The following is a 21,220-nucleotide window of genomic DNA, read 5'->3' as shown; positions in this document are numbered from 1 at the left end:
TGCACTTCAGGCTGAGCTGTCGGTTTGTGTACAGCGTCTCGCGGTGCACTACCTGTCGAGTGGGACAGATGTCGCGGGGCAGGAGGCGTGACTTGGGTTGTAACTTCGGTTTACAGTTGGCGCATGGTCATCCAGCAGAATGCGAAGCCCAGCCGTCGGCGGGACCCGATCGGGGTCGGGGTGGCGCTACTGAACCGGTTGGCGAAGTCGCAGGTGATCGATCGGTTCGGGTGGCGCAAGCAGACCGAGCGGGTGGTGTTCGAGGCGACGAAGACCGGATTCCGGACGGCTGGGGCGCTGACGCGGAGTTTCGTCGCGGCGTCGAAGCTGGCCAAGCCGTCGCGGCTGCCCGCGGCGAAGGGGACCGGGCGGTTCGACCTGACGCCGACCGAGGACCAGCAGATGGTGGTCGGGGTCGTCACGGAGTACGCGGCCGAGGTACTGCGGCCCGCCGCGGCTGAGGCTGATGTCGCTGGTACGACGGATACCAAGGTGCTGGCCCAGTCGGCTGAGCTGGGGTTGAGCCTGATCGAAGTACCGGAAGAGCTCGGTGGGATCGTCAGCGAGCGGTCGGCGATGACCGGCGTACTGGTGGCCGAGGCGATGGCGCATGGCGACATGGGTCAGGCGGTCGCGTGCCTGGCGCCGGCTGCGGTGAGCACGGCGATCTCGTTGTGGGGCGATGAGACGCAGCAGGCGACGTACCTGCCGGCCTTCACGGGTGGGTCGGTACCGGCCGCGGCGCTGGCGATCGTCGAGCCGCGCGCGTTGTTCGACCCCTTCGCTCTGAAGACCAGGGCGACCAGGCAACGAACCGGGCATTTGCTCAATGGGGTCAAGTCGTTGGTGCCACGGGGTGCTGAGGCCGAGGTGTTCGTGATCGCCGCTCAACTGGAGGACCAGGGGCCGGCACTGTTCCTGGTCGAGTCCGAGCATCCGGGCGTGACGATCGAGGCCGAGCCGTCGATGGGGCTGCGCGCGGCTTCGTTGAGTCGCGTGTTGCTGGACGACGTACCGGCTGTGCAGTTGGGGACTCTCTCGGACTATGCGGAATGTGTTCGGCTCTCGCGGCTGGGATGGTGTGCGCTGTCGCTCGGTACGGCTCGGGCGGTGCTCGATTACGTCACGCCGTACGTGAACGAGCGGACTGCCTTTGGTGAGCCGATCAGTCATCGGCAGTCGGTGGCCTTCATGGTCGCGAACATCGCGATCGAGCTCGAGGGGATGCGGCTGGTGACGTACCGGGCCGGATCGCGTGCTGAGCAAGGGCTTCCGTTCGCGCGCGAGGTCGCGCTGGCGCGGCGGTTGTGCACCGAGAAGGGGATGCAGATCGGGACCGACGGGGTGCAGTTGCTGGGCGGGCACGGGTTTGTGAAGGAGCATCCGGTGGAGCGGTGGTACCGCGACTTGCGGGCCGTCGGCGTGATGGAAGGTGCGGTGCTCGTCTGATGATCAACCTCGAAACGCCACGGAAGTTCCGCGCATTCATCCACCAGGCACATCAGGTCGCGGCGGAGATGTTGCGGCCGAATTCGCGTCAGTACGACCTGGCCGAGCACGCGTATCCGAAGGAACTCGACATGCTCGCGGCGATGGTGGACGGGTTGGGGGCGTCCGGTACGGGGTCGGGTGCTGGGGCTAGCGGCGTACGGCGTACTGCTGGTGCTGAAGATGACCACGGCAAGGTGAAGAACGGGTCGAACCTGTCGTCGGTGCTGTCCGTGATGGAGATGTGCTGGGGCGATGTCGGGCTGCTGCTGTCGATGCCGCGACAGGGCCTCGGGAACTCGGCGATCGCGTCGGTGGCGTCCGATGAGCAACTGCGGCGATTTGACGGCGTGTGGGCCGGGATGGCGATCACGGAGCCGGGGTGCGGCTCGGACTCGGCGAGCATCCAGACCACCGCCCGTCTCGACGGCGACGAGTACGTCATCAACGGCGAAAAGATCTTCGTCACCGCCGGCGGCCGCTGTGACGCGGTGGTCGTCTGGGCGACCCTGGACAAGTCCGTTGGCCGGGCCGCCATCAAGTCCTTCGTAGTCTTCAAAGACACGCCCGGTATGACCGTCGAACGCCTCGAACACAAGCTAGGCATCCGCTCGTCCGACACCGCCACCATCCGCTTCGAAAACTGCCGAGTCCCGGCCGCCAACCTGCTAGGCACCCCCGAAATCGACGCAGACAAAGGCTTCGCCGGCGTCATGCAAACCTTCGACAACACCCGCCCGCTCGTCGCCGCCATGGCCGTCGGCTGCGCCCGCGCTTCGCTGGAGGTCACCCGCTCGCTGCTATCGGAAGCCGGCGTAGAAGTCGACTACGACCGCCCCATCTTCCAGCAGCCCGCCGCCGCAGCCTTGTACCTCCAAATGGAAGCCGACTGGGAAGCCGCCTACCTCCTGACCCTCCAGGCGGCCTGGATGGCCGACAACTCCCAACCCAACTCCCTCCAAGCCTCCATGGCCAAAGCCAAAGCCGGCCGGGTAGCCAACGACATCACCCTCCGCTGCGTAGAACTAGCCGGCAGCATCGGCTACTCCGAACACGAACTCCTCGAAAAATGGGCGAGAGACTCCAAAATCCTGGACATCTTCGAAGGCACCCAACAGATCCAGCAGCTGATCGTCGCTCGCCGCCTCCTAGGCAAAACCTCCGCCGAACTCAAGTAGCCAACGGAAGACCCCACGCTGCCTCGCCGCTCGCTCCTACGTCGCTCACCACCCGGCGCTCCCACCCACCCAGGTGTGCGCTCCTCCGTCGCGCGAAAGTGAGAGTAGGCACCCACCCGACCAAGGCTGGACAGGTTGCGCCCTCGGGGTCGGTGGCGCGATGCCTGGCTGTAGAGACGACCCCACACCCTGCTGCTGACCGGGGGCGGATCAGGCTGATGTCGGCGATTGGGGGGAGGGCTGGGGCTAGGGTTTGGTGATGGTGGAGATGACGTTGGTGGGGTTGCGGGTTGTGTTGGAGGTTGCTCGGGCGGGGTCGTTCAGTGGGGCGGCTGAGCGGCTTGGGTACAGCCAGTCGGCGGTGTCTCGGCAGGTGTTGGTCACCGAGAAGGTTGTGGGGACGGCGTTGTTCGAGCGGCATGCGCGTGGGGTGCGGGCGACGGCTGCCGGTGAGGTGTTGGTGCGGCATGCGGGGCGGGTGATTGATGGGGTTGCTGCGGCGGGGCAGGAACTGGCGGGGTTGCGGGATCGGTTGGCTGGGCGGTTGAGTGTGGGTGGGTATCCGACTGCCTGTGCGGTGTTGTTGCCTAGGGCAATCGGGCGGCTGTTGCGGGTTCATCCGGGGTTGCAGATCCGGGTGGTGGAGGGGTCCACGCCGGCGCAGTTGCAGGCGTTGCGGCGGGGGCGGTTGGAGGTGGCCATTCTGGCGACGGGGAAGGGGCTGCCGGCGTACGAGCTCGATGGGTTGCAGCTGTCCGAGTTGGCCCGTGGGCGCGGTAGTGGTGTGGCGGTTGCGGAGTCGCATGCGTTTGCGGCGCGTGAGTTTGTGCGGCCCGACGAGCTTGTGGATGAGGTTTGGGTGGTTGGTGCTCGTTCTGGGGATGCGCCGGAGTTCGGTGCTTGGCCGGGGATCGAGGAGCCGCGGGTTTCCTTTGCTGTTCGTGATTGGCCGACTCGGCTTGGTCTGGTTGCCGCGGGGCTGGGGATCGCGTTGGTGCCTGGGGTGGCTGCGGAGTCGGTGCCGCGCGGGGTTCGCTGGATTCCGGTTCGCGAGGAGGGGAGTGGGTTCGGGCGGACGGCCTGGGCCGTTACCGGCGCGGATCCTGGTCCGGCTGCGTCGGCGATGGTTGGCGCATTGCAGGCGGAGGCGGTCGAGTTCGGTACCAGGGCGCCTCAGATATCATGTTTCTGCATGGCTGGGGCCAGAAAGCGTCGCTTGTGAGATGGCTCGATTCGGCTCAACCTGGAAGTACCGAATCGAAAGGGAATCATGACCAACACCTGGTTCATCACTGGTACTTCGTCCGGCTTCGGGCGTCTGCTGACCGAGCAACTGCTGAGTCGGGGTGATCGAGTGGCCGCGACACTTCGCCGGCCCGAGGCGCTGGACGATCTGCGCGCGGAGTACGGCGACCTGCTCTGGACCGCGCAACTGGACGTCACCGACGCCGGGCAGGTCCGGCGCGTGGTCGACGATGCGTTCAAGGCGCTCGGCACGATCGACGTGGTGGTGAACAACGCAGGCTATGGCGTGTTCGCCTCGGTCGAGGAGGCCACCGACGAACAGATCCGGCAGGTGATCGACACCAATCTGCTCGGCTCGATCCACGTTGTCCGCGCGGCACTGCCGCACCTGCGTGCTCAGCAGTACGGCCGGATTCTGCAGGTCTCGACCGCCGGCGGGCAGACCACTTACCCGAACTTCAGCTATTACCACGCTTCCAAATGGGGGATCGAAGGCTTCAGTGAGACTGTCGCAGCTGAGGTCGCGCCGTTCGGCATCAGCCTGACCATCGTCGAGCCGGGCGCGACGCCGACTGGCTTCGGCAGTTCCCTCGCCACCGCGCCGGCCATGCCGGAGTACACGGACACCCCGGCCGGCGAGGTGCGTCGGATGCTTGCTGACGGCAACTTCTCGTTGCCCGGTGATCCGCGGAAGATCGCCACGGCGATGATCGATCTGGTGGACAGTGGACAGACACCGCTCCGTCTGCCGCTCGGGTCTGACACCTACGACGACGTGCGGGCATCGCTCGTCGCCCGGCTCGCCGAACACGACACGCATCGGGCGGTCGCGTACTCGGTCGGCGCCGACACGGGCGCATAGGCGGGCTGTGGAAGCTGTCTGGGGATGCCACAACGGCTGGTGATGCAGTTGGTCTCAGGAGTAGGCGCGGACGTAGTCGATCAGCATTTGGGCGGGGAAGTCGGTGTTGTTGTCGGGGGCGCCGGGCCAGGTGCCGCCGACGGCGATGTTGAGGAGGAGGTAGAAGTTGTGGTCGTAGACCCACTTCTTGCCCTTCGGTAGTGAGGCCGGGGTGACGCGGTAGTACTCGCGGTCGTCGACGTGCCAGATGATCAGGTTGGGCGACCAGACGATGTCGTACACGTGGAAGTCGTCGGCCCAGGCCTTGCCCCCGGGGAGCGCGCTGGCCTTCGTCGGGCCTTCCGTCGCGGAGTACCCCGGACCGTGGATGGTGCCGTAGACGTTGCCGGGCTCGCTGCCGACGACCTCCATGATGTCGATCTCGCCGTTGGCCGGCCAGTCGGCCTCGTCCTCGTTGTCGCCCATGGCCCAGAAGGCGGGCAGCAGGCCCTGGCCGGCCGGGACCTTGATCCTGGCCTCGAACTTGCCGTACGCCTGGTCGAACTTGTCCGCCGTGGTGATGCGGGCCGAGGTGATGTCGCAGGGACCGTACTTGCAGTCCTCCATCCCGGGGACCTTCTCCCGGCGGGCGCTGATCACTAGGTTCCCCTCGCCGTCGGTCGCGGCGTTCTCGGTACGGTCGGTGTAGTACTGCCATTCCTCGTTGCCCCACTGCGGCTCACCGCCGAGTTGGTAGCCCCACTTCGCCGGATCCGGCTTGCTGCCGGCCGCGTCGTCGAACTCGTCCTGCCAGGAGATCTTCAGCGCCGACGGGCTCGGCGTTGCGTCGGCGTCTTGCTGGTCGTCGCAGCCGGTGGTGAGCAGAGCCGCCGTCGCTACGACGGCCGCCAGCAGTGCCGCCGCGGGGCGAACTCGGTTCATCACGTCTCCAGTTGGTCCAGGAAGCTGAGGCCACGGTTTCATACTGGTAAATAAGTGGTCAAATTGAGATATGGGGTGGTGGTCTAGGCCGATGTGATACTGCGGTGGTGAAGATCAAGGACGAGCCGCTGGGCGATCTCGAGGCCGTGTTGGCGGACATTGCGGATGTGCGGGACTGGCGTGCGATGTGGGGGCCGGGCGGTGGTGGGGCGGCGGCGCTGGGGGAGTTGCGGGACCGGGTGCTGCTCGCTGCTGGGTGGAGTTCTGAGCCGGTTACCGAGGCCGTGGACATGCGGCAGACGGGGTGGTCGTTCACTACTCAGCGGGGGTCGCTGGTTGTGGTCGGGGGCGAGAGTGCGTCGTTCGATACGAGTCGGGGTGGGTGGGCGGCGTACCGGCTGACGGCGGAGGACTACGCCGAGGCCGTGCGGATCATGCGGCAGCAGCAATGGCCGCGGTATTTGGAGTTGGTACGCCGGTACCTGGGGGAGCCCGGGTATGTCGGCGCCTGTGTGGATCCGGACTTCCCGACGGCGCGGTGGCGGGATGAGTACGACCCGCGCAGGGTCGGGTATTTGGCGGTGTGGGAGCGGCCGGGGCTGGAGTTTCATCTGTACGCGGCCCATGCGGGGTTGGAGTTCGATCCGAAGCACCCGGCGATGAGTGTGCAGCAGTTGGTGCGGCGAGGCGCTGACTAGTGAGGGAGTCGCTGGGGGTCGTACTCGATGTGCTTGATGGCGAGCACTTCGAGCGGGCCCGTGCGACTCATACGGGACGAGCTCCCGCGCCGCGGAACGTTGCGGAGAGCGAGGCGTTGTTCGAGGCGGCGCGGCTGGAGCTGGTTGAGCGCGGCGTACCGCTGGAGTCTCAGCATGATCTGGCGCACTGGCTTGCCGATGGGATCGAGGCGACGCGGCGAGGTGAGCGCTGGTTCGATGTCGACGCCGGGCCGGACCGGACGCGGCTGTTCTGGGCCGGGCCGACGCTCGATCCGGCGACTGGAGATCCGGTCCGTACTGACAGCGGTGAGCTGAGCAACATGCAGGTGGCCGAGATGCTCGCCAACGAGAACCCGGACATCGTCTTGCTGGAGAGCACGACCGACGGCGGCACGATCGAGCGGATGCAGTTGTGGTCGGACGTGTCGCCGGATCACCTGCGGGCGTTGCGGAGTGAGGATCCCGAGCTGGATGCGCGGATCCGGGTGATGGAGGAGGCGCGCCCGGGCGACGGTTATGCGTTTCAGCGAGAGGTTTGGTCCTGTATGTCGGCGCAGTACGCCCGGGACACGGCGGCGGCGATGGAGGCCAACCCGGAGCTCGAGACCGGCGTCATCTGTCAGCAGCCGTGGCGGGACACCGAGTACTACGCGGTCGAGTACCCCGAACTGCGCCCGCATGCCGACCGTGTCTGGTACACGACGCAGGTCCGCACCCCTGGCGAGCAAGGCACCTTCAACCCCACACCGGGCCCGATGACGGACCAGGCCCTGACCGCCGCGGGCCGAGGCATGGACACCCTGCCGCCCGCCAAGGATCCCTTCCCGACGCTGCGCCCGGTCGATCCAGAGGTCGACCACCTACGCGCCGTACTAGCCACCAACGCGGACGCCCGAGGCGCCGTAACAAAACAGCCGGCCACACCAGGCGCCCTCCACCGGCCGAACACTCCGTCAGCCCCTGACCGGACGCTCGACCGCTGAATCCCGTTCGACTCGTCTCGGAGTCTTACCCGAGTTCCTCGATGTGGGGGAGTTGTTCGTTGGGGTCTTCGTCGGGGTCGCTGTCGGGTTCAGGGCTCGGGTTGAGGTCCGGGTCGTCCTCGGGACGGTTGGGATCGTCGGGGTCCGGCAGGGGCGGCGGCATCGGCGTGAGTGGGTTGGTACTCATCGGTCTCCTCCTCAACTGAGGGTGTCCGGGTGATACCGGGCCTGCCTCCGGTACCCGCGGCAAATGCTCCGCAATCACGCCGACCGCGGCGTGCCTCAGTCGCGCAGGCTTTCGAGCCTCGACTGGAGGGCGGTCTCGTCGCCGTGGATTTCGACGAGTTTGTCGCGGCTGGTCGCGCCTCGGACGAGGGTTACGGCTGAGGGGCGTACTCCGAACGCTGTTGCGACTGCTTGGAGGACAGCCTTCGTTGCTTGGCCTTCGACCGCTCGAGCGGCGACGGCGACCACCAGGGCGGGGCCGGCCGGGCCGTCGTACCGGCCACCGACGGCTGTCCGTGAGGCGCCCGGCTTCACCCGGAGCAGGATTCGCATGAGCAAAGTCTGCAGGTTCAGGTGGTCAGGGGAGTGTTGTTCCTTAGGATGCACGTCAGTTTCCAACCTGAGGATGGGCTGGGGCGTCTCACCTGCATCGGAGGTATTCGGTCGAAGGGGAGACGTGATGAGGGCTTGGCGAGTGGGTGCGGCCGTCTTGGGGGCGGCTGGGATGGCGTTGGGGGTTGGGGTGCCGGCTGGTGCTGCGCCGCAGTCGGTCAGCACTGTGCAGGCGACGGTTTATGCGCAGCGGATGCTGGCGTGCACCTCGCCGGACTACTGCAATGGGGTGGTGTCGGTACCGCGGGCGTGGCGGCAGGTGAAGACCGGCAGGTGGCAGGACCGGTTCGTGGATCCGTCGGCGGCCCGGATGATTCGGTTCGATCTCGATCAGCGGCACAAGATCACGCCGGCCGCGGCGATGAAGAAGCGGGAGGTGGCTCTTCGCGGTACGCCGGGGCTGCGGATCCTCGGGAGGGCGACTGGCACGCTCACGACAGCCCGTGGTGGCAAGGTCACGATGGCGACGCTTGTCTACAGCTACCGCTCGGGAGCTACCACCCGATGGGTGGCCACCCGGTTCGTCAGCCTGTACGGCATCACGGATCAGGCGGTGGAGCTCACTGCCGGTGGGCGGCTCGGCGACCGGGCCGTACTGACCACGACGCTGGCCAAGGCGACCAGGACATTCACCTTGGTCGGCTGAGTTGGAACCGCCTTATTCGTAACGGGAATTGTGTCCTGGATGGTGCATCATGGGGGGATGCCCATCCAGGAAGGCTTTCGGAACGAGCGGATCGTCGTGGTGCCGCGGCCGCTCGTGACGGGGGCCTTGGGGCGGCCGGTGACGCGGCGTCTGCTGGTGACTGTGGCGGGTTATTTTCCGATGGCCCGGGGGCATCGGATGCAGCGGCCGCGGGGGATCGACGAGACGATCGTGATCGTGTGTGCGGCAGGGACCGGGTGGGCCCGGGTGGGGGAGGCGACGCATCGGATCGGGTCGCAGACGGCGTTGATCATTCCCAAAGGGGTGCCGCACACCTATGGGTCCGACGAGAACAGTCCTTGGTCGATCTGGTGGTGTCATCTGTCCGGGACCGACGTGGCGGAGCTGGTGGAGACGCTCGAGGTCTCGGCGGCGCGGCCGCTGGTGCCGATCCGGCGGATGGAGCGGGCGGTGGCGTTGCTGGACGAGATCGTTTCGAGTCTGGAGCGGGGGCAGTCGCCGGCCTGGCTGATCGGTACGGCGGGGGCGGCGTGGAAACTGCTGACCCAGATCAATGTGGACCGGGTGATGCCTGCCGACGGCGATCCGTTGCAGCGGGCAATGAGTTATCTGGCCGATCGGCTGGACAGCAGCGTGAAGGTTCCGGAGCTGGCGAAGCTGGTCGGGGTTTCGCCGTCGCATCTGAGCGCGCTGTTTCGCAAGGTCACCGGCGGGGGAGTGCTGGCCCATCACCAGAGCCTCCGGATGGCCCGCGCGCGGCAGTTGCTCGACGGCTCGCCGGCGACGGTCGCCAGTATCGCCGACGAGCTGGGGTATTCCGATCCGCTCTACTTCTCGCGGCAGTTCAGCCGGTTCCACGGCATGAGCCCGACCCAGTTCCGCCGCCGCGACGCGGTCTGATGGGTCAGCCTTTCAGCCCGCTGTTGGCGATACCGGCGAAGAACTGCCGCTGCAACACGACGAAGACGATCACCAACGGCAGCGTGCAGATCAGCGCGCCCGCCATCAGGGTCGGGTAGTCGGTGCCGAACTGCCCCTGCAGGCTGGCGAGCCCGACCGGCAGCGGCCTGGCGTCGCCGGCCGGTGCGACGATCAGCGGCCAGAGCAGATCGTTCCAGGAGTACAGCGACGTCAGTACGGCGAGAGCGGCGATCATCGAGCGTGCCATCGGCAACATCACGCTCCAGAACGTCCGGAAGGTGCCCGCGCCGTCGAGTCGCGCGGCCTCCTCGTAGTCCTTCGGCATCGTCAGGAAGGCCTGCCGCATCAGGAAGGTCCCGAAGGCCGAGAAGATGCCGGGGATGGCCAGTGCCGGCACCGTGTCGAGCAGCCCCAGCCCCTTCATGATGTCGAACTGACCGAGCAGGAACAGCTGGCTCGGCACCATCAGCATCACCATGAAGCACGCGAACAGCGTCCTGCGCAAAGGGAAGTTCAGCCGCGCGAAGGCGTACCCGGCGAGGGCGGACACGAACACCTGACCGACGACCCGCAGGACCAGCGACATCACCGAGACGGAGAACTGCGCCCAGAACGGGGTGACGTGGAAGAAGCTGCGGTAGCCCTTGGCCGTCGGATCCGACGGGAACAGCGTCGGCGGCAGCGACGCGACCTCGTTGCTGGTCTTGAACGACGTCAGGATCTCCCAGCCGAAAGGGACGACCATCAGCACGACGGCGATGATCAGGACGACATGGAGCCGCCATTGCCCGCGACGGTCAGTCATAGACGACCCACTTCTTCTGGAGACGGAACTGAATCGCGGTCACGATCATGATGATCACCAGCAGCACGATCGCGATCGCCGCGGCATACCCCTGCTTGAACTGCACGAAGGCCGCCTCGTAGAACAGGTACACGATGGTCTTCGAACCACTCAGCGCGGTGTTGTTGATACTGCCGAGCATGATGAAGACCAGGTCGAACATCTGCAGCGCCGAGATCGTCGTCAGAATCGTCACGAAGAAGACGCTCGGGCTGAGCAGCGGCAGCGTGATCGAGAAGAACTGCCGGACCCGGTTCGCGCCGTCGAGCGCCGACGCCTCGTAGAGGTCGACAGGGATGTTCTGCAGTCCGGCGCCCAGGATGATCAGGTTCACGCCGAGGCCCATCCAGATACCGACCACGGCGAACGCGTAAACGGCGAACCGGTCGTCGGCCACCCAGTACTCGCCCGGGATGCCGAACAGCGACAACACGTAGTTCAGCAGCCCGAAATCGCCGTTCAGGATGAACCGCCAAACCATGCCCACCGCGACCGGCAGCGTCACCACCGGCAGGAAGAACAGCACCCGGTAGATGCCCCGGCCGCGGGAGACCTGCTGGATCAGGGCAGCGAAGACGACCGCCAACGGAATGCCCAGCAAAACGATGACGGTGTACTTCGCCGAGTTGCCGAGCGCACTCCAGAAATCCGCGTCGGAGAGCAGCTTCTGGTAGTTCTCGACCCCGTTGAACCGGCTCGGGCCGAAGACCGGGACCTTCCGGAAGCTCTTCAGGAAGGTCGCGACGAACGGCCAGAGGTACAGGGCGGCCAGGCCGATGAACGCCGGAGCGATCATGGCGAAGGCCGCCCAGTCGGTACGCTTCCTCATCCGTTCTCGGCCAGTACTTTGTCGATGGCATCGGCGTACTGGGCCGCAGCGTCGGCGACCGAAACCTTGCCGTCCCACGCGGGCGTCAGGTACTTCGCCTGCAGTCCCTGCCACTCAGCGGCATTGCCCTGCACCGGCAGCGGTACGGAGTATGCCTTGGCATCGATGAAGGTCTGCAGGTTCTTGAACTCGGGCATCGCGTTCATCCACGTCTTCTCGGTGCCCTTGTACGCAGGCAGCACCGCACCCGACTTCGCCTGGATGTTCGCGGCCTCCTCGCCACTCGCGAAGAGCAGGAACTTCTTCGTCTCCTCGGGGTGCTTCGTGCCGGCGTACCCGACGTTCTCGATCCCGCTCGTCACGGTGGCCTGCTTCACGCCGGTCGGTAGCGGCGCGACGTCGACCTTGGCCCGGATCGCCTTGTTGTCGTAGAGCTTGAGCGCCCAGTAGGCACCCGACACGTACATCGCGACCTTGCCCTGCTCGAACATCGTCTCGCCCTCGGTGTCCGACAGTTGCTGCAGCGTCGGCGACGACTTGTCGGCCTGCAGGTCGGTCCAGAACTTGATGCCCGCCTGGGCTTCGGGGCTGTCGATGGCAGCGGTCTTGCCGTCGTCGGAGATCACCTTGCCGCCGGCCTGGAAGATCGAGTTGTAGTACCCGCCCTGGTAGTCGAGCGGCGCGGCCACACCCCAGGTCCCGCCGGCCGGGTCGGTCAGCTTCTTCGCCGTCTCGCGGAAGTCGGCCCAGGTCCAGTCGGCCTTCGGGTAGGCGACGCCGGCCTTGTCGAACATCGCCTTGTTGTACCAGACGGCGTTGGTGTCGACGTCCTTCGGCAGGCCGTAGAGCTTGCCGTCGCCCTGGTCGTACAGGTCGAGGACCGCCTGGGGGTAGTTGCCGAGGTCAACGTTTTCCTGCTTGACCGTGTCGGTGATGTCGAGCAGCTGGTTTCCGGCCGCGTACGGCCTGATCTGCTGGGCCAGCATCCAGAAGGCGTCGGGTGCGGTTCCGCCCGCGGCGCCGGTCTGCAGGGTCGACCAGAACTCGGGGTACGGCCGCTCCTGGATCTTCACCGTGATGTTCGGGTTCTTCTTGGTGAAGGCAGCGGCGATCTCCTGCATGGCGGGGGTCTGGGTGCCGGCCCAGATCCCGTAGGTGATGGTCACCGGCCCGTCGGAGCTCGACGCCTTGTCGCCGCCGCCCGAACATCCGGCGAGCAGCGCGGCCACGACCGCGATCGACAGCAACGACTTCCTGTTCATCTGTTTCCTTTCGTCACGATGAAGCGGGCCGAAGCCCAGTCCACGTGTGCTGGAGGGTCGCCGGCGGCGACCTCTCGGGTGGACAAGGTGACAACGCGAACGCCGCAGACATCGACCTCGATGTCGACGGCGGTGTTTCCCGCTTCCAGTACGACGGAACTCAGCTCCCGGCCGTCGCCGCTGACGACCGCTCGCACTCTGGTCTGCGGCGTCTCGTCGTCGATGCCGACGCTGGCAGTGAACCGGCCGGCATGGCCGCCGAAGTACAGGTCGACCTTCGAAGGCGTCGACACCCCGAGGCCGTCGGCGAAGTGCGCTCCGGCGATCCGCATCGGGGACCCGTCGGCCGGATTGCCGCCGCCGTTGCTCAGGTCGCGCTCGACCGGGCCGCTCTCGTTCTGGAAAGCCAGCATGGGCAGAGCAGAGACACGATGTACGCCGGCCACGAGTGGCGCCACGACTCGCGCATGGGTGATTGCCGGAGGCATCGAAGTCGATTCTACGGTGACGATGCCTTGAGATCCGGGTGGCAAGTCACTCGGAGCCTGGATCCGCCAGCGCCCGTCGCCGGCCACCTCGGCGCTCCAGCCAGGTGCCACGCGGACCCGCGCATCGGCGCTCGTCCTGACCACAGCAACGTTGTCGTCGTCGAACACGGCAAGCTCAGGCTCGACCGTCGGCGCATGCACGACGGCCCGGGGAGCCGACCGGAAGAGCTCACCGTCGGAAACGATCGCCACGAAGCCACCGTTGTCGGCCAGTGAGACCTCGAAAGAACTGCCGGACACCGTACGCTCGACCAGCCCGGCGGCGTCGTCGGCAGACCCAGTGCTGTCGGCCAGCCCGGTGGTGTCCTCGACGAGCCAGGTGGTTGGGTTGATCAGGCCGAGGCGGTCCAGGTTGATCGTCAGGGTTCGGCGGCGGCCAGTGGCGATGCAGCCGATGAACCAGCGGTCGCCGTGCCGGCGGGCTATCACGGCCTCGGTGTCAGGCGTGCCTGAGAGCAGTACGGTCTCGTCCCACACCGGCGCCAGCTCGGCCAGGAAGCGGGCGGCGAGTGGGCGCTCGGCATAGGCGGCGACATCGTCGGCGAAGTGCGTGATCCCGCACTCGAACACCACGCTGAGTCCAAGCTCATGGCCGTCGCTGGTGACCCGATCCGCGGCCGAGAAGGCCACCGGCGTGTAGTCCATCGCCCCGACGACATTGCGTGTGAACGGCAGGATGACATTGTGCTCAGCCGTCAACGGAGTGTCGTTGTAGAACACGTAGTACTCCGAACCGCGCACGGCCTCGTACCCCACCACCTGCGGCCAGGTCCGGGCCCACCCCCGCGGAATCACCGAGCCATGGAAGTTCACCATCAACCCCAGCCGCGCGGTCTCCTGCAGCACGGAGTCGTACCAGCGGTACCGGTCCTTCGACTCCGACTCCATGAAGTCGACCTTGATCCCGGCCACCCCCCACGAACGCCACAGCGCCAGCCGGCCGAGCTTGTCCGGCCCGTCGAGGTCGTGCCACACCGTCCACAGGTGCACCTGGATTCCCCGCCTGCTCGCATACGCGACGATCTCGGGGACCCAGGTCTCCTCCCAGCCGCAGTCGATCAGCAGGTGCTCCCAGGACATCTCGGCCGCGGCGTCGACGAATCGCTTCTGCTGCTCGAGCTGCGCGCCGGAGTAGAAGTCGGACCACCACGACCACGCGGCGCGGCCCGGCCTGATCCAGTCGGCGTCGGCGAGCTCAGGCCGTACCGGCGAAGCCAGCTCGTCGACGAACAGGGACTCGACGACGTCGGCGAGCGAGCCGATGATGAACACCCGCCACGGCGTGACATCGCCGCGAGCGATCTCGACAGCCGCGTCGGCGATCTCGAAGCCGAGGGTCGTACCGGACATCGCCGCATGCGCGCCGGAGTACCGCCCGTCGATGCCCGACTCCGACACGAGCAGGTAGTCGTCACCCGACTGAGCCAGAAACGGGAACCCGTACGAACCGGGCTCGAGCTCGGCGAGGTCGACACCGGCCCGCGGCGTCTCGTACCAGGTCTGGTGCTTGAGCACCCACGCGCGCGAGAACAGCTCGAGGTCGATGCTGGTGTTGTCGGCGGTGACGCCGGCCAGGCCCTGCAACTCGGGCATCGCGTACCGGACGGCGATCCCGTCGGGGCTCACTCGCAGGCGGATCGTCCATTCGCGATCGGTCGCGGCGTGGTGGAGGTCGACCCGCAGCTCGCGGTGGTCGACCAGGTGGTTGCCGCGCGCCTTGCCGGCCGGGGCGAACCACTCCTCGATCGCCGGGAACTCCGACGAGCGCACCACGGTCGAGCCCGAGCCGAGGTCGGCGCCGTCGACGCTGATGCCCAGAGCAACTACTCCGAGTGGCCGATCGTGTCGGCTGAGCTTCAGGCCGATGGATGATTCGCCGACGGCCAGCGTCGCGGTGACGGTGCCGTTGCCGACCGTCGGAATCCGGTCCTCCTTGGTGATCACGAGCGCAACCCTAGTGACCGGCCGAGCCTGCGAACATGGCCGTTCGGCGTTAGTACATGGACGATTCGACGAAATACGAAGGGCCACGATCCCCCGCGGGAATCGTGGCCCTCCGGCTGGATGGATCAGCGGACGACGCTGAGCCTGTCGATGCCGACCGCCGCCGAGGAGGCGCTCTTCACCCTGATGACGTTCGACCCCGCGGTGAGCGTCAGGCCGAGTGTCTTGGTCGCCATGGCCGTCGCGGAACCGGTTGCGGGCAGCGTGACGGTGACGGCCGTCCCGCCGTTGACCTGAACCTGGACGGTCTGCGCGGTCGCGCTCGCGTAATCGAGCCGCACCGTGTGGTTGCCTGCGGACGATGCTGTGACGCCGTTGACGTCGAGCGTGCCGCTACCGCTGAGCGACTTCACGAACGTACCGCCCGAGCACCCGGCACACGCACCCGTCGCTGCACCGCCGGCGAGCGTGTTGCCCGCCGCTTCCGCCTCGGTGGCTCGCTCGATGGTGAGCGCGTCGATGTCCGGGGCGAAGGCGCTCGGGTTGTCGAACTTGATCGTGTTCGAGCCCGCGACGAGCGGCACGTCGACCGACCACTTGTTGACGAACTCCCAGCCGCCCGAATCGGGCAGATTCTCGGTGCTCAGTACCGTGCCGTTCACCGTGATCCGGACCGACCGCGGATCGGCCGACGTGTAGGTGAACGTCATCCGGTGCGTACCGGCCGTCGTCGCCGTGACGCCGTTGAACTGCACCGAGCCGCCCGACCCGACGTTGCCGACCTTCGACCCCGTCGAGCACCCCTTGCAGGCGTCGACCGAGGCAGAACCTGCTCGCGTATTGCTCGCCGACTCTGCTTCGTACCGGGTGTCGGCACTGCCGATCTGGGCGAGCGGCGTCTGGGAGATCTGTACCGCCACCCCGCCGGTCGCGATCATCGGCAGCGACAGGGTCGTTGCACTGGTCACCGACTGCGTGCTGACCTGGACCCGGCCGGACGCGTTGTCGGAGAAGATCGTCGCCGTGTAGGTGCCTGCTCCGAGGAACGACAGCGGCACCGTCGCCGTCCGGGCAGGCGAGGTCATACCGGCAACGAACCAGTCGGACCCGGACCGCCGGGCGAGCGTGATGTGATCACCCGGGAAGCCTTCGACGACCTTGGTCTGGTCCCACGTGGTCGGGATGGCCCGCATCAGGTGACGGCCCGGCCACTGCTCGTACGCCGCGGCCGAGTCGGCGTAGTTGATCATGCCGGTGTTGTAGACGATCGCCTGCGCGAGCGTGTGCCCTTGCGTCAGCACCGAGGCGTTCTGCGAGATCATCGCCGGCGTGTAGTCCATCGGCCCGATCGGTCCGCGCGTGAACGGATACGTGACGTCGGCGGCCGCGGTCGTGGGCGGCGGGTACTTGTAGTGCTCGGTACCGGCCACGGCCTCGGACGTCAGGACCCACGGCCAGGTGCGGTTCTCGCCGCCCGGTTTCGTACTGCCGTGCAGATCGAGCATCATCTGGTTCGCCCCGGCGGCGTCGCCGATCGACTGGTACCACTTCTGGACCGCCTGCGAGTCGCTCAGGAAGAAGTCGACCTTGAGGCCGGCCACCCCGTATGCCTTGTGATCGGCAACCAATTGCGTCGCCTGGGCGGGGGTCTGACCGGCGTCAGCGGTGACCCAGGCGAAGACCTTGACCCCCTTCTGGGCGGCGTACGCCGAGATCGCGGGCAGGTCGACGGCCGGGGTGTAGCAGCAGTCGACGGTGACGTACTCGAAGCCCATCTCGGCGGCGAAGTCGACCATCTGCTTCTGCTTGGTGAGGTCGGAGGCGCTGTCCTCGTCGGAGTACCAGGACCAGGCCGCGCGCCCCGGCTTCACCCAGCTCGGGGTGGTCGCGGCCGGTGGGTTGAGGTTCTGCACCAGGTCGGAGTTGTAGAGGACGTCGAGGTTCGGCGCGATGACCGCTACCCGCCACGGGGTCTGGAAGGGGTAGGTGCTCGACATCGGGAAGCTCTGGTCCGGCGTACGGGACAGCTTGAGCAGCCCGGTGCCGAGACCGTCACCCTCGAGCATGCCGGGGGCGTAGCTCGCGTTCGAGTTGTAGCCGTTGGCCTCGCTGATCAACGTGAAGTACGCGTTGTTGTTGATCGAGGCCAACGCCGGCATCGTCAGATCGACGCCCGAGTTGAGCTGGGTCGCGTTGCGGTAGATGTAGTCCTGCTCGTAGTTGGAGTTCCACGGTGCCGCCCACCCACCAGTCGTGGCCGGCAGGCGGAACCCGGTCGTCTCGCCTGTGATGGAGATGGCGCCGCTGCCCGCAAGCACGTACCGGAAGGCGATGCCGTCGTTGTACGCGCGGACGACCAGCTGCATCGTCGCGCCGCTCTTCGTGTAGGTCAGCGTCATCTGCCGGCCGTCGTTGACGTAGCTCGGCTTGGTCCCGGCGGGCAGCGAGTAGGTCTCGTTGATGATCGAGCGCGCTTCGCCCGTGTAGGTGAGTCCTGAGGTGAAGTCGACGGTGCTGGTCGTGATGCCGAGCGGCGAGTCACCGAAGATGCTGGTGCTTCCCGACACGACGCTGTACGTCAGCCCGCCGCCGGCCTGGTCGGTGACCGTGATGTTGGTCAGCCCGTCCGGCGAGGTCAGCGTGTGGGTGACGAGAGCCTGTGCGGGGCCGGCGGTGAGTAGTGGTGGACCGAGGGCCAGGACGGCGACCATGGCGACCGCGAGTTTGGCGAAACGCCTTGTTTTGTGGGAGATCTGCATGTCGTCCGACAGTACGGACAGCAGGCGACCGGGAAAATGAGACTTTTGCGCGCTGACATGGATGATTCGACTTGGTTTTTCAGTCCTGGTCGTAGGCGGTGAGCAGGCGGGTCCGCGAGTTCTCGAGGTGGGCTCGCATGGCTTGCTCGGCGCCGGCCGCGTCGTGAGCGCGGATCCGGTCGCTGATCGCCTCGTGCTCGCTGGTGGTGACCTCGGCGATGCCGTGGCGGAAGTACAGCCGGTACGTGTGGACGTGCGCGCGCAGCCGGTCGAGCGTGTCGGCGATCAGCGGGTTGCCGCCGGCGCTCGCGATCGTGCCGTGCAGCTTCGCGTCCTCCTCGGCGAACTCCCGGTATGCCTGGTAGCTGTCGCCGTGGACGGCGGGTGCCATCGCCCGTACCGCGTCGTCGATGTCCCGGCGGTCCCGGTCGGTCGCGTTGGTGGCGGCGCGAGCGGCGGCGGTGGGTTCGAGGAGGAGGCGGAGGTCGTACAGGTCGAGGAGGGCGTCGCGGCCGAGCAGCGGTGCGACCAGGTAGCCGGCGTTCGGTCGCCGGACGACCAGGCCCTCGGCTTCGCAGCGGAAGAGCGCCTCGCGTACGGGCGTTTGCGAGACCTGGAGTTCGCGGGCCAGGCCGTCGATCGAGAGGCGGGCGCCGGGCTCGAGGGCGTTGTCCATGAGGAGGCGTTTGAGCGCCTCGTACACGCTTTCGCGCAGCATCAGGCGGGGCGCGGGCCGCAGCCGTGGTGGCCGGCCCTGGTCTTGGTCGCGCACGTTCTCCTCCTGCCCCGGCCATTGACACTGGGCCGCGCAGCTTCTAATTTCCAATATCGTATCCGATTTTGAGTGCCTCGCCGCCCGCCACCGAAAGGTCACTCCGATGTCGAACTCCGATTCTCCCGCCGGTCCTCCCGCCGCCGCCTCCGCTGCTCCTGCTGGAGGACTTCGCCGCCGCTCGATCCTGCTCGGCGCGCCTGCGGCCGGTGTTGCTGCCACTTTGCTCGGTTCGACGGCTTCGCAGGCTCATGCCGCGCCGGTCCAGCTGAATGCGACCGGGCAACGGGTTGATGCGCAGGAGGCGCTGGCGCGGCTGCGGTTCGGGTTGTTCGTGCACTTCGGGCCGGCGAGCTTGACCGGTCGCGAGACCGGGTGGGGGCGGCAGGCGTACCGGGCCGGCAAGACGGACGAGACGAGTTCGCCGTACAACGATCCGGCCAAGCTGTTCGATCCGGTCTACGACGTTGCGTACAAGTCGTTCCTGCCGGCGAAGGGGTGGGCGGAGGATCTGGCTGATGTCGCGGTGTCGGCCGGGATGAAGTACCTGGTGTTGACGAGCAAGCACCATGACGGCTTCCCGATGTTCCGTGCGCGGAACTACGCGGACTCGTTCTACCCGGACTTCGCGACCACGCCGCTGGGGAAGTCGAAGCGGGATCTGGTCGACGAGGTCGCGGTCGCCTGCCGCTCGCGCGGGATCGAGTTCGGGCTCTACTACTCGGGCTGGGACTGGACCAATCCGCTGATCGTCGCGGGGGACAACGACGCTTATTACGGCTACATGATGGGCCATTTGAAGCAGTTGATGAGTGACTACGGGGACATCTCGTTCCTCTGGTACGACGGGATCGCACCGACCGATTTGAGCGTCTACCGGCCGCCGACGTTCCACTCCGTACCGCGCAACCTTCAGCCCGGGATCCTGATCAACAATCGCGGGTACGCGCTGGGTTGGGCGGACCCGCAGCCGACGCTGGCCGGTGACTACTCGACTCCGGAGCAGCGGGTCGGGGCGTTCGACGTGGCGCGAGCCTGGGAATCGTGCATCACGATCGGCGACCAGTGGTCGTGGCGGCCGAACGAGCGGGTGAAGTCGCTCGAGACGATCGTCAAGACGGTGATCTCGACGGCGACCGGTGATGGGAACCTGCTGTTCAACGTCGGGCCGAAGCCGTCGGGGGAGGTGGACAAGCCGCAGCGCGACCGGCTGGCCGAGGTCGGTCAGTGGATGAAGTCGTACGGTGCGGCGATCTACGGCACGCGGGGTGGGCCGATCCGGCCCAGTGCGGTGGCGGCGACGACCTTCAAGGACGCGACGATGAACGTGTTCTTGTTCAAGCGGCCGGCCAGGGACAAGGATCTGCTGACGGTGCCGAACCTGAACAATCCGGTGGTCTGGGTGAAGACGCCCAAGGGCCGGGCCGTTCCGTTCACGGTCAGGCCTGACGGAGGGGTCGATCTCAACCTGGCTGGGCTCGACATTGCGGCCGGGCCGGTTGAGTTGCTGCATGTGAAGTACCGCGATCCGTTGTCGCACGAGTACTTGAGCTCGGAGCTGATCAGCGACCCCGTACGTCCGGGCAACCTGGCCCTGCACAAGCCGGCCACCCAGATCTCCACCGACTACGACGGCGACGCGGGCCGGGCGGTCGACGGCAACACCGACGGAAACTACTTCGGCAACTCGGTCACCCACACCACTGTCGATGCCAAGGAAGCCTGGTGGCAGGTCGACCTCGGCGCCTCGGCCCCCATCGGTGACGTCGAGATCTACAACCGTACGGACGGCGGTTTCGGCTCCCGCCTGACCGACTTCTGGGTGATCATCTCCGACAACCCCATCACCGCCCCGGACCTGGCCACCGCTCGCACCGCCGCCGGAGTCACCGCCCAACGCCACCCCGGCACAGCCGGCACCCCCACCACCCTCAACTTCACCGGCACCCCCGCCCGCTACCTCCGAGTCCAACTGGAAAACCAGAGCGGCCCGCTCTCCCTCGCCGAGGTCAGCGTCTACGCCCAAAACTAACTCCCCACGCCGCCTCGCCCTTCGCTCCTTCGTCGCTCACCACTCGGCGCTCCCACCCACCCCGGGTGCGCGCTGCGCGCGAATCTGAGAGTAGGCACCCGCCTGGCCGACGTACCGGTCGGGGCGGCGGCGTTCACCGAGGAGGTCTTCGGTCCGGTGGCGCCGGTGACCAGGGTGGACTCGGTGGAGGACGCCATCCGGCTGGCGGGTTCGAGCGAGTACGGGTTGTCGCTCGGGATCGTCACCAAGGACGTGATGCGCGGCCTGGCGATCGCCGAGCAGATCCCGACCGGCATCGTTCACATCAACGACCAGACCGTCAACGACGAGGCGAACGCCCCCTTCGGCGGAGTCCGCGCCTCCGGCACCGGCTCCCGCTTCGGCGGCCCCGAAGCCAACATCGAAGCCTTCACCGAAACCCGCTGGATCACCTTGCGCGGCGAGCCCGCGCAGTACCCGATGTAGCAATCCGCGCGCTGCCACCTGCCGCTGAGGTGGTGCGCGAGGTGGCGGCGGTTGGTGGAGAGGCGCGGGATTTTCTGGGGGCTGGCGGATTGACGGGGTGGGGTGGGCGGAGGAGTCTCGGGGGTAGGGGAGTTTCCTGGGGTTCTTGGGGGCAGGGGGTTGG

Annotated in this window: 19 protein-coding genes; 10 read left to right on the top strand and 9 right to left on the bottom strand. The window is 67.0% G+C overall.

The window, feature by feature from the left end; genetic code table 11:
* Positions 1 to 123 precede the first annotated feature (123 nt).
* From ABD116_RS07535 to ABD116_RS07520, 4 genes are all read left to right on the top strand, one after another.
* Positions 124 to 1,449: an acyl-CoA dehydrogenase family protein gene (locus tag ABD116_RS07535; RefSeq protein ID WP_343966282.1), complete on the top strand. Its 1,326-nt coding sequence runs from the start codon at positions 124 to 126 to the stop codon at positions 1,447 to 1,449.
* Positions 1,449 to 2,666, top strand: a complete 1,218-nt coding sequence (locus ABD116_RS07530) for an acyl-CoA dehydrogenase family protein (RefSeq protein ID WP_343966280.1) — start codon at positions 1,449 to 1,451, stop codon at positions 2,664 to 2,666. Before ABD116_RS07535 ends, ABD116_RS07530 begins: the two co-directional genes overlap by 1 nt.
* A gap of 259 nt (positions 2,667 to 2,925) precedes the next feature.
* The gene (locus tag ABD116_RS07525; protein WP_343966278.1) at positions 2,926 to 3,888 is read left to right on the top strand and encodes a LysR family transcriptional regulator; all 963 of its coding nucleotides are present in this window, start codon (positions 2,926 to 2,928) and stop codon (positions 3,886 to 3,888) included.
* Positions 3,889 to 3,936: 48 nt separating this feature from the next.
* Positions 3,937 to 4,773: an SDR family oxidoreductase gene (locus ABD116_RS07520; RefSeq protein WP_343966276.1), complete on the top strand. Its 837-nt coding sequence runs from the start codon at positions 3,937 to 3,939 to the stop codon at positions 4,771 to 4,773.
* Positions 4,774 to 4,827: 54 nt separating this feature from the next.
* Here the strand turns inward: ABD116_RS07520 and ABD116_RS07515 are convergent, their stop codons facing one another.
* Positions 4,828 to 5,694 (bottom strand): glycoside hydrolase family 16 protein, encoded by an 867-nt coding sequence (locus ABD116_RS07515; protein ID WP_343966274.1) that lies wholly within the window; start codon positions 5,692 to 5,694, stop codon positions 4,828 to 4,830.
* 107 nt (positions 5,695 to 5,801) lie between these two features.
* Between ABD116_RS07515 and ABD116_RS07510 the strand changes: the two genes are divergently transcribed.
* Both ABD116_RS07510 and ABD116_RS07505 read left to right on the top strand, forming a co-directional pair.
* A complete protein-coding gene (locus tag ABD116_RS07510; protein WP_343966272.1) occupies positions 5,802 to 6,392 on the top strand; it encodes a hypothetical protein in 591 nt (196 codons plus the stop codon).
* Positions 6,392 to 7,396: a hypothetical protein gene (locus ABD116_RS07505; protein WP_343966270.1), complete on the top strand. Its 1,005-nt coding sequence runs from the start codon at positions 6,392 to 6,394 to the stop codon at positions 7,394 to 7,396. The genes ABD116_RS07510 and ABD116_RS07505 overlap by 1 nt, the downstream gene beginning before the upstream one ends.
* Positions 7,397 to 7,421: 25 nt before the next feature.
* Here the strand turns inward: ABD116_RS07505 and ABD116_RS07500 are convergent, their stop codons facing one another.
* The gene (locus ABD116_RS07500; RefSeq protein ID WP_343966268.1) at positions 7,422 to 7,583 is read right to left on the bottom strand and encodes a hypothetical protein; all 162 of its coding nucleotides are present in this window, start codon (positions 7,581 to 7,583) and stop codon (positions 7,422 to 7,424) included.
* Positions 7,584 to 7,678: 95 nt separating this feature from the next.
* On the bottom strand, positions 7,679 to 7,954 hold the full coding sequence (locus ABD116_RS07495; protein WP_343966266.1) for a DUF167 domain-containing protein: 276 nt from the start codon (positions 7,952 to 7,954) through the stop codon (positions 7,679 to 7,681).
* A 127-nt stretch (positions 7,955 to 8,081) separates the two neighbouring features.
* Here ABD116_RS07495 and ABD116_RS07490 point away from each other — a divergent pair, with 127 nt between their 5' ends.
* Together ABD116_RS07490 and ABD116_RS07485 are read left to right on the top strand one after the other, a co-directional pair.
* Positions 8,082 to 8,660 (top strand): hypothetical protein, encoded by a 579-nt coding sequence (locus tag ABD116_RS07490; protein WP_343966264.1) that lies wholly within the window; start codon positions 8,082 to 8,084, stop codon positions 8,658 to 8,660.
* 57 nt (positions 8,661 to 8,717) lie between these two features.
* Positions 8,718 to 9,581: a helix-turn-helix domain-containing protein gene (locus ABD116_RS07485; RefSeq protein WP_343966262.1), complete on the top strand. Its 864-nt coding sequence runs from the start codon at positions 8,718 to 8,720 to the stop codon at positions 9,579 to 9,581.
* 4 nt (positions 9,582 to 9,585) lie between these two features.
* Here ABD116_RS07485 and ABD116_RS07480 read toward each other — a convergent pair whose 3' ends face one another.
* The 6 genes from ABD116_RS07480 to ABD116_RS07455 all read right to left on the bottom strand — a co-directional run bounded on the left by ABD116_RS07480 (position 9,586) and on the right by ABD116_RS07455 (position 18,560).
* The gene (locus tag ABD116_RS07480) at positions 9,586 to 10,407 is read right to left on the bottom strand and encodes a carbohydrate ABC transporter permease (protein ID WP_343966260.1); all 822 of its coding nucleotides are present in this window, start codon (positions 10,405 to 10,407) and stop codon (positions 9,586 to 9,588) included.
* A complete protein-coding gene (locus ABD116_RS07475) occupies positions 10,400 to 11,275 on the bottom strand; it encodes a carbohydrate ABC transporter permease (protein WP_343966258.1) in 876 nt (291 codons plus the stop codon). Before ABD116_RS07475 ends, ABD116_RS07480 begins: the two co-directional genes overlap by 8 nt.
* Positions 11,272 to 12,537 (bottom strand): ABC transporter substrate-binding protein, encoded by a 1,266-nt coding sequence (locus ABD116_RS07470; protein ID WP_343966256.1) that lies wholly within the window; start codon positions 12,535 to 12,537, stop codon positions 11,272 to 11,274. Before ABD116_RS07470 ends, ABD116_RS07475 begins: the two co-directional genes overlap by 4 nt.
* On the bottom strand, positions 12,534 to 15,029 hold the full coding sequence (locus ABD116_RS07465) for a glycoside hydrolase family 97 catalytic domain-containing protein (protein ID WP_343966253.1): 2,496 nt from the start codon (positions 15,027 to 15,029) through the stop codon (positions 12,534 to 12,536). The genes ABD116_RS07470 and ABD116_RS07465 overlap by 4 nt, the downstream gene beginning before the upstream one ends.
* A gap of 125 nt (positions 15,030 to 15,154) precedes the next feature.
* Positions 15,155 to 17,788: a glycoside hydrolase family 97 N-terminal domain-containing protein gene (locus ABD116_RS07460; RefSeq protein ID WP_343966251.1), complete on the bottom strand. Its 2,634-nt coding sequence runs from the start codon at positions 17,786 to 17,788 to the stop codon at positions 15,155 to 15,157.
* A 79-nt stretch (positions 17,789 to 17,867) separates the two neighbouring features.
* Positions 17,868 to 18,560 carry a GntR family transcriptional regulator gene (locus ABD116_RS07455; RefSeq protein ID WP_343966248.1) on the bottom strand — a complete coding sequence of 231 codons (693 nt, stop codon included), beginning with the start codon at positions 18,558 to 18,560 and terminating at the stop codon, positions 17,868 to 17,870.
* Between the two features lie 106 nt (positions 18,561 to 18,666).
* Between ABD116_RS07455 and ABD116_RS07450 the strand changes: the two genes are divergently transcribed.
* Positions 18,667 to 20,592 carry an alpha-L-fucosidase gene (locus ABD116_RS07450; RefSeq protein WP_343966246.1) on the top strand — a complete coding sequence of 642 codons (1,926 nt, stop codon included), beginning with the start codon at positions 18,667 to 18,669 and terminating at the stop codon, positions 20,590 to 20,592.
* A gap of 72 nt (positions 20,593 to 20,664) precedes the next feature.
* A complete protein-coding gene (locus ABD116_RS07445) occupies positions 20,665 to 21,057 on the top strand; it encodes an aldehyde dehydrogenase family protein (protein ID WP_343966608.1) in 393 nt (130 codons plus the stop codon).
* Positions 21,058 to 21,220 lie beyond the last annotated feature (163 nt).

The organism is Kribbella koreensis, from assembly GCF_039525325.1.
Classification (GTDB): Bacteria; Actinomycetota; Actinomycetes; order Propionibacteriales; family Kribbellaceae; genus Kribbella; species Kribbella koreensis.
The sequence above is the reverse complement of the archived record's forward strand: the minus strand, read 5'-3'. Positions and strand labels throughout refer to the sequence as shown.